The sequence below is a fragment of the Mycobacterium sp. TH-M11 genome (assembly GCF_057473725.1).
On the sequence record NZ_JBYCLD010000552.1, the window covers coordinates 1 to 8,540 of the forward strand.

General features: G+C 67.0%; 7 protein-coding genes. 4 read left to right on the plus strand and 3 right to left on the minus strand.

Annotated elements, in window-relative coordinates; translation table 11 throughout:
* A partial coding sequence (locus AC2VOG_RS20840; protein ID WP_486941714.1) for a DUF1254 domain-containing protein occupies window positions 1-1,354 on the plus strand: 1,354 nt, incomplete at its 5' end.
* Here the strand turns inward: AC2VOG_RS20840 and AC2VOG_RS20845 are convergent.
* Entirely contained in the window at window positions 1,351-2,292 is a 942-nt protein-coding gene (locus AC2VOG_RS20845; RefSeq protein ID WP_486941715.1) for a class I SAM-dependent methyltransferase, read from the minus strand. The two genes, AC2VOG_RS20840 and AC2VOG_RS20845, sit on opposite strands and share 4 nt — an antisense overlap.
* Window positions 2,293-2,535: 243 nt before the next feature.
* On the opposite strand from AC2VOG_RS20845, the gene AC2VOG_RS20850 reads away from it, so the two are divergent.
* From AC2VOG_RS20850 to AC2VOG_RS20860, 3 genes are all read left to right on the plus strand, one after another.
* A complete protein-coding gene (locus AC2VOG_RS20850; protein WP_486941716.1) occupies window positions 2,536-4,911 on the plus strand; it encodes a flippase-like domain-containing protein in 2,376 nt (791 codons plus the stop codon).
* Window positions 4,912-5,102: 191 nt separating this feature from the next.
* Entirely contained in the window at window positions 5,103-6,404 is a 1,302-nt protein-coding gene (locus AC2VOG_RS20855; protein ID WP_486941717.1) for a DEAD/DEAH box helicase, read from the plus strand.
* 67 nt (window positions 6,405-6,471) lie between these two features.
* Window positions 6,472-6,960: a hypothetical protein gene (locus AC2VOG_RS20860; protein WP_486941718.1), complete on the plus strand. Its 489-nt coding sequence runs from the start codon at window positions 6,472-6,474 to the stop codon at window positions 6,958-6,960.
* Window positions 6,961-7,062: 102 nt separating this feature from the next.
* Here AC2VOG_RS20860 and AC2VOG_RS20865 read toward each other — a convergent pair whose 3' ends face one another.
* Entirely contained in the window at window positions 7,063-8,121 is a 1,059-nt protein-coding gene (locus tag AC2VOG_RS20865; protein ID WP_486941719.1) for a galactokinase, read from the minus strand.
* Window positions 8,118-8,540 (minus strand): galactose-1-phosphate uridylyltransferase (locus tag AC2VOG_RS20870; RefSeq protein ID WP_486941720.1); only part of this gene is annotated, 423 nt, incomplete at its 5' end. The genes AC2VOG_RS20870 and AC2VOG_RS20865, both read right to left, overlap by 4 nt.

Here is an 8,540-nt window from a genome sequence, read left to right on the forward strand (position 1 = left end):
GGCGCCCGGCTTGTCGCAGTCCGAGGCCACCGACATCGCGACCGAGGCGTACACCTACGCCTATCCACTCGTCACGATGGAATACACCCGACGCAGCTTCACCAACGTCCCCGCTCCCGAAGGCACCAAGGCTCCGATGGGCCAGTTCGCCCGACTGCGCACGTTCCCCAACGCCGCAAACCGCAGCACGCCCGCGCCGAACGCCGACACGCTCTACACCCAGGCCTGGTTCGACGTGTCGAAGGAGCCGTGGATCGTCACGGTTCCGGACATGGGCGACCGTTACTTCCTGCTGCCGATGCTGGACGCCTGGACCAACGTCTTCGCCTCGCCCGGCACCCGCAACGGCGGCGGCAAACCGCGGACGTTGGCGATCACCGGACCGAACTGGCACGGTACCCTTCCGCCCGGTGTGCTGGAGTACCAGTCGCCGACGGCGTTGGTGTGGCTGCTGGGTCGCATCTACTGCTCGGGCACCCCGGAGGATTACGACGCGGTGCACCGGCTGCAGGACGGCATCACCGCGACGCCGCTGTCGTCCTTCGGCACGCCCTACCTGCCGCCGCTGGCTCCACTCACCGCTTCGGTCGACATGGTGACGCCGGCCCGCAAACAGGTCAATGCCCTTGGCGGACCAGAGTATTTCAAGCTGTTCGCCCGACTGCTCAAGACCAACCCGCCAGCCGAGGCCGACGCGCCGATGGTCGCCAAACTGGCCCGCATCGGCGTCGTCCCCGGGCAGGACTTCGACCCGTCGAAATTGCCGGCCGCCATCAGCACCGGGATCGCGATGGCGCCAAAACTCGGCCAGCACACCATCTCTGGATGGCGTGAAGACGGTGTCACGGCCGGTGACTTCGTCTCCAAGAACGGCTGGGCCTACACCACCAAGGCCGGCAACTACGGGACCAATTACCGGCAGCGAGCGTTCGTCACCGATGTCGGCGTCGGCGCCAACCTGCCCGAGGACGCCGTCTACCTGACCTCGGACAGCACTGATCGCAAGCAAAAGTACAGCGGCACAACGAAATACATCATGCATTTCGACAAGGGCCAGCTGCCGCCGGCGCGCGGATTCTGGTCGTTGACCATGTACGGCAGTGACTACTACTTCGTCGACAACCCGCTGAACCGCTACACGCTCAGCGCACGCGACACGTTCATCGAAAACCCGGACGGCTCCACCGACTTCTACTTGCAGGCCGACTCCCCCGGCCCGGACAAGGAAGCCAACTGGCTGCCCGCGCCCACGGACCGGTTCTCGCTGATGCTGCGGCTGTACTGGCCCGCCGAAAAAAAGCCGTCGATCCTGGACGGGACGTGGCACATCCCGCCGGTCAAGCCGGGCCCCTAAGATCTTCTGGCGAAGACGAATTCGTTGCCGGGCACCAGGTCTTTGACTTTCGTGTCGGCGGCGCGACCAAAGCCTTCCATCAGCTCGGCGGCCGGGGTGACCGTCACGTCGAAGCCGTGGCGGGCAAACCACTCGCCGACCGGTTCGCGCTCTTCGAAGTACCACAGCTCGTCGGTGCGCGGAACCTCACGATCCGGCTGCACTTTGGCCAGCGCGTCGCGAACCCGATCCATCCTTTCGCTGCGCTTGGCCCGCAGCTCCTCGTCGAGGAAGCTCGGCCCGAGCGCCTCGACCGCGACGCGGCTACCGGCAGCGGCGAGTTCGTCGATGCGCTCGAACAGCAATTCCTGAGCGGCGTTCGGCAGGTACGGCATCAGCCCCTCGGCCGACCACACGCTGGGCTGCGACGGGTCGAAACCAGCTTCCAGCAAGGCTTTCGGCCAGTCGTGGCGCAGGTCGACCGCGACGGCCTTGCGGTTGCACGCGGCCTGCGCGCCGTGCTCGGTGAGCGTCGCGAGCTTGAAGTCCAGCACCCGGTCCTGGTCGAGCTCGTAGACCGTCACGCCGTCCGGCCACGGCAGCCGCCACGACCGCGCGTCGAGGCCCGCCGCCAGGATCACCGCCTGCTTGATGCCGTGGTTGGCCGCGGTGAGAAAGAACGAGTCGAAGAATTTGGTCCGCGAGGCCATGTAGCCGACCATCGCTTCCATCTGCAGCGGCAACTCGGGCTCGGCCTCGACCACCTCGGGTGGCAATTCCGGAGCGGAGTGCCAGTTCCACACACCTTCGCCGGCGGCGTCGAGGAACATCCGCGCGTAGGGGTCGTGGATCAGGGGGTCTGCGCTCTCGGTTTCCGCCGCCCGGGCCGACGCCACGCCCAGCGCGGTCGCCCCCACACTTTCGGTGATTTCCCAGGAGTCGTTGTCAGTTCTGGTCATAACCCGAACGTACGTGAGCCGGCTTGGCGGCCGCTGTGAATCCCGGCGGCCTGCAGGTGATAGCGCATATGGTCACGTTTTCGAAAAGCATTCAGTGCCCAGAACCTGGGGCGCGGGTGACAGCTGTGACTCATGACGGCGTCGAAGCAGGCACGGCGGCCCGGCAATCCGGCCATCTGCTGAGGTCACCAGTTATGTTGTCGGCGGAACGCTGACACCCGCCGGCCGGAGGTTGCTCGGAGCATGCTCGTTGATGGTCGCGAAGTCAGGGTCTACGGCAGCTTGCTGCAGCCCCTGACTCGTCGCACCAATGACATGCTGCGGGTCGCGCTGTCGGGGGCGTTGCTGGCGATCGTGATCACCAGTTCGCTGATCACCCGCACCCGCTGGGACGGGCTGGAGATGTCGATCTCGCGCCTCGTCGGGGTGCTCACGCCGACCCAGTCCGACGTGGTCTACCTGGTGTACGGGCTCGCGGTGCTGGCGCTGCCCTTCATGATCCTGTTCGGCCTGATCATCGCCCGGCAATGGCGGCTGCTGATTCCCTACGCCGCGGCAGCGCTGCTCTCCATCCTCGCCCTGTCGATCAGCGGAACGGGCATCGCGGCGCCGCGGTGGCATTTCGACCTCAACGACCGCCTGCGCACCGTGCTGTCGCAATTCCTGGACGACCCGCGCTGGATCGCCATGCTCGCCGCGGTGCTCACCGTGTCGGGCCCGTGGTTGCCGGCGCGCTGGCGGCACTGGTGGTGGACGCTGCTGCTGGCGTTCATCCCGATACACCTGGTCGTCAGCGCCGTGGTGCCGGCCCGCTCGCTGCTGGGCATCGCGGTGGGCTGGTTCGTCGGTGCCCTGGTGATCCTGGTCAGCGGCACCCCCGCCCTGGAAGTCCCGCTGGACGGCGCGGTGCGCGCGATGGCCAAGCGCGGGTTCGCGGTCGAAGAGCTTCGCGTCGTCCGGCCCGCCGGGTCCGGACCTTTGGTGCTGTCGGCCGTCACCGACGATCCCGACGAGAACGCCGTGGTCGAGATGTACGGCCCCCATCAACGCAGCGGTGGCGCGCTGCGGCAGGCGTGGCGGATTCTGCGGCTGCGCGACAGCGAGACCGCTCCCCTGCAGCCGTCGATGCGCCGCACGGTCGAGCACCGGGCGCTGATGGCCATCGCGATCGGCGAACTGGGCATCGCCAATACCTCGACGATCGCCGTCGGCACCCTGGACCGCGGCTGGACGTTGTATGCCCACAAGCGGATTCGGGGTGCACCGCTGAAGAAGTGCCATACCTCGACCCCGGTGGCCGAGGTGTGGGAGTCGCTGCGCAAGCTGCAGGACCACCAGATCGCCCACGGTGACCTGCGCGACAACCAGATCACCGTCAGCAACGGGGCGGTGTTCTTCGGCGGGTTCGGCAGCGCGGAATACGGCGCCACCGACAACCAGCTGCAGGCCGACATCGCCCAGCTGTTGCTGACGACCTCCGCGCTCTACGGCGCCGACGCGGCCGTGGCCGCGGCAATCGGAGCGCTCGGCCGCGAAGCCGTGTTGACCGCGTCGCGTCGGCTCACCAAAACTGCGGTACCGAAACATATCCGGGATTCCGTCCACGACGCCAAAGCCGTGATCAACCGCAGTCGCGCGGCGGTCATGCACCAGACCGGTGCGGAGAAAATCCAACCGGAAGCGGTCACCCGGTTCAGCCGCAGCCAACTCATCCAGCTGATCCTGCTCGGGGTCCTGGTGTACGTCGCCTATCCGTTCATCAGCACGGTGCCGACATTTTTCAACGCCCTGGGTAAGGCCAACTGGTGGTGGGCGTTGCTGGGCCTGGCCATCTCGGCGTCGACGTATATCGGCGCCGCCGCCGCGCTGTGGGCCAGCGCCGACGAATCGGTGAACTTCTGGCGGCTGTCGATTGCACAGGTCGCCAACACCTTCGCCGCGACCACCACCCCGGCCGGCGTCGGCGGGCTGGCGCTGAGCACCCGGATTCTGCAGAAGAGCGGGCTCAGCACGACGCGCGCCACCACCGCCGTCGCGCTGCAGCAGTCGATGCAGGTGATCATGCACGTCATACTGCTCGTCTTCTTCAGCACCGCCGCGGGATCGGCAAACAACTTGTCGCACTTCGTACCGAAGTCCACCATGATCTACCTGATAGCCGGTGTGGCACTGGGCATTATCGGCATCGCCCTGCTGGTGCCCAACCTGCGACGCTGGCTCTCGACGGCGGTGACCCCGAAACTCAAGGAGATCATCACCGACATCATCAAGGTCGCACGCGAACCCAAGCGGATGGCGCTGATCGTGTTGGGTTGCACCGGAACGACTCTCGGTGCGGCACTGGCGCTGTGGACAAGCGTGGAGGCGTTCGGCGGCAACGTTTCGTTCGTCACCGTCACCGTGGTGACGATGGTCGGCGGCACACTGGCCTCGGCCGCCCCCACTCCGGGCGGGGTCGGCGCCGTCGAGGCCGCGCTGATCGGTGGGCTAGCAGCCTTCGGCGTTCCGGCGGCCGTAAGTGTGCCGTCAGTGCTGCTGTATCGGGTGCTGACCTGCTGGTTACCCGTATGCATCGGCTGGCCGGTGATGCAGTGGCTGACCCGCAACGATATGGTCTAGCGGAGGTGGCGTTGCTCACACGATGATCGCAATGCGCAGCCCGTGAGCTAGGGTTGCACAACGTTGGCATTTTTTCACCCGCCAACACGTCGTGGACTGCTCCGACAATCCATTCTCAGCTTTCTAACGGCGATCGATTTTGCCCACCGGCAATCTCGCCACACCCTGATGCCTGAAAGGCACCACACCACATGACTTCTGAGTCCTTTGCTGCACTCGGCGTGCCCGAGCGACTGATCAGCAACCTGTCCGCGCGCGGAATCACCGCGCCGTTCCCCATCCAGGTCGACACGCTGCCCGACACACTGGCCGGCCGCGACGTGCTCGGCCGCGGTAAGACCGGCAGCGGCAAAACGCTGGCCTTCTCAATCCCGTTGGTAGCCCGGCTCGCAACGGCCAAGCGTCGCCCCAAGCAGCCGACCGGCCTGGTGCTCGCCCCCACCCGCGAACTGGCCACCCAGATCACCGCGACGCTAGAGCCACTGGCTGCCAGCTACGGCCTGAAGGTCACCGCGATCTTCGGTGGCGTCTCGCAGAGCCGTCAGGAATCCGCGCTCAACGGCGGCGTCGACATCGTCGTCGCCTGCCCCGGCCGGCTGGAAGACCTGATGCGCCAGCGGCTGATCAGGCTCGACGACGTCGAGGTCACCGTGCTCGACGAGGCCGACCACATGGCCGACCTCGGCTTCCTGCCCGGCGTCACCCGCATCCTGGCGGCAACACCGTCAACCGGTCAGCGCCTGCTGTTCTCCGCCACCCTGGACAACGGCGTCGACAAGCTGGTCAAGCGATTCCTGCACAACCACGTCATGCACTCCGTCGACGAGGCCAACTCGCCGGTCCCGGAGATGACCCACCACGTCTTCCACGTCGAAAGTGCCGGCGCCAAGCAGGCATTGGTGCAGCAATTGGCGTCTGGCACCGGGCGGCGAATCCTGTTCATGCGCACCAAGCATCAGGCTCGCAAGCTGGCCCGACAGTTGACCGAGGCGGGCGTGCCCTCAGTTGATCTGCACGGCAACCTGTCTCAACCCGCCCGCGACCGCAACCTGGCCGCGTTCTCCTCCGGTGCAGCCCGCGTCCTGGTGGCCACCGACATCGCCGCGCGCGGCGTGCACGTCGACGAGGTGGAGTTGGTGGTCCACGTCGACCCACCCGCCGAGCACAAGGCGTACCTGCACCGCTCCGGGCGCACCGCGCGAGCGGGCAGCTCGGGTGACGTCGTCACCGTCGTGCTGCCCGAGCAACGCCGCGACACCAACGAGCTGCTGCGCCGGGCCGGTATCGCCGTGCGGCCGCAGCAGGTGACCGCGGCGTCCGACCCGGTCGCGCAACTGGTCGGCGAAATCGCTCCGTTTCAGGCGCCGGCGCCCAAGCCGGCCGTCGCGCCGCCCAGCCGGGCGCCACGGCGTCGACCCAACCGCGGCGGCGAACAGGCCCGGGCTGCCGCCCGCAACGGACAGCGCCCGCGGAAGCCTCGCCGCTCCGCCTGAGAAATGTGGCGCACCGCTCTGGTCCTGCGGCACAACTTCACCGTCCGCTGGGCGCTATCGTGCAGCAATGACCGATAAGTCGCCCGCAATCACCATCTCGCATCCACCGAGAGCCCTGATGTGGATAGGCAACCCGGTGATCATGCTGCTGCTGCGTTCCCCGTTCGCCGGCGCGGCGCGCACCCGGTTCATGGGAGTGAGCTTCGCCGGTCGAAAAACCGGCCGGCAGTTCTCGATACCGTTGAGCGCCCACCTCGTTGACGGCGTTTTGTACGCCCTCACTCCCGCCAAATGGAAATACAACTTTCGCGGCGACGGCACCGCCGCGCGGGTTCGTTATGACGGGAAGACGACGACGATGCACGGCGTGCTCGTCGAGGATCGAGCACTGATCGCGGACCTCTACTCGCAACTCGCCCAGTCATATGGCGTCAAGCTTGCCGAGCGCTCGATGGGGTTGGCGTTCCGCGACCACCAGATGCCGACCCGCGATCAGTTCGCCGAAGCCGTCCAGGAGCTGGGCCTTCGCGCGATTCGTTTCACTCCTGCACCATAAGCTGGCTGTGTTCGATCTGCCCACCTTCGAGCGACAACTCGGTTGGGTGGGTGCGATTGTCGCTGTGAGGTGGGCACAAAGCGCACCGCTCGCCGTTGCTACTCATGTGGCGGATGCGCCGGCTGCGGCGTAAGTCCGGGTGATCACCGGTTGGTTCCCGGCGGCGGCCTGCACCTCGGCGCTGACGGCCGAGACGCGGTCAGCCGGCACCAGCGCGATGACGCAGCCGCCGAATCCACCGCCGGTCATCCGGGCACCCAAGGCGCCGGCGCCCACTGCGGCTGAGGCGATCAGGTCGAGATGCGGTGTGGTGATGGCGAAGTCGTCACGCATCGACGCGTGCGAAGCGGTGAAAATCCGGCCGGCTTCCACGTAGTCCGAATCACCCAACGCGGCAACGAAATCGAGTACCCGCCGGTTTTCGGTCAGCACGTGGCGAGCGCGGCGCGCGTCGACGGGATCGGCGACGTCGCCGAGGGCGGAGACGTCGGCGACCTCTCGCAGCGAGACCACGCCCAGATCCGCGGCCGCCCGCTCGCACGACAGCCTGCGCGCCGCGTATTCGCCGTCGACATGGCCGTGCCGCTCCCGCGAATCGATCAGCAGCAACGCGACTCCCGAAGCCGACGGGTCGAAGCCGACGGGCTGCACACTCAACTCGCGAAAGTCGATCAACAGCGCGGTCGAGTCCGCCCCGAACAACGACGAAAGCTGGTCGAGCAAACCCGTTGGTGTGCCGACATATTCGTTCTCCGCCCGCTGGGCCAGCCGGGCCTGGTCGAGACGCTCGATATGCGGGCACAGGGCACCGAGCACCGCACACTCCAGCGCCGCCGACGACGACAGGCCCGACCCCATCGGGACCTCGCTGGTGATCGACATCGACCCACCGGGCACTGGATGCCCGGCCGAACGCAGCGCCCACACCACGCCGGCCACGTAGGCGGCCCAGCCGCCCACTTCACCGGGCTTGGTGGCCAACGGGATTCGCACCGAGTCGTCGGCAAGGTCGCTGGCCACGGTCAGCGCGGAGGAGTCCGAGGGCTCCAAGACCACGCGGGTGCGCTGCGGCAGGGCGATCGGCAGCGACCAGCCGAGGTTGTAGTCGGTGTGCTCGCCGATCAGGTTGATCCGCCCCGGGGCCGAGTAGCGGACCGTCACGCCAAGTCCCGCAGGCGCTGGGCGACGGCCTCAGGCACCACGTCGGTGATGAACGCGTCCATGGCCGACTCCGAGGCCGCCAGGTATTTCAGCGCCGTCGCGCTGCGCCGGATCGACATCAACTCGACGTGGAAGTAGCCCTCGCGCAGGGCATCAGTGTCGGCGTATTGGTGCAGCGCCGAAATGTAGGGCAGCGGGCCAGAATACATCCGGTCGAAGCGTTGCAACACATCCAGGTAGATCCGCGCAAAGTCGTCCAACTCGTCGCTGGAAAGGTCAATGAGATTGTGCACGAACCGGTTCGGATAGATGTGCACCTCGACCGGCCAGCGTGCGGCGAACGGCACGAACGCGGTGAACAGGTCGGTGCGGGCCACGATCCGGCTGCCGTCGGCGATCTCGGCGGCCAGCAGGTCGGC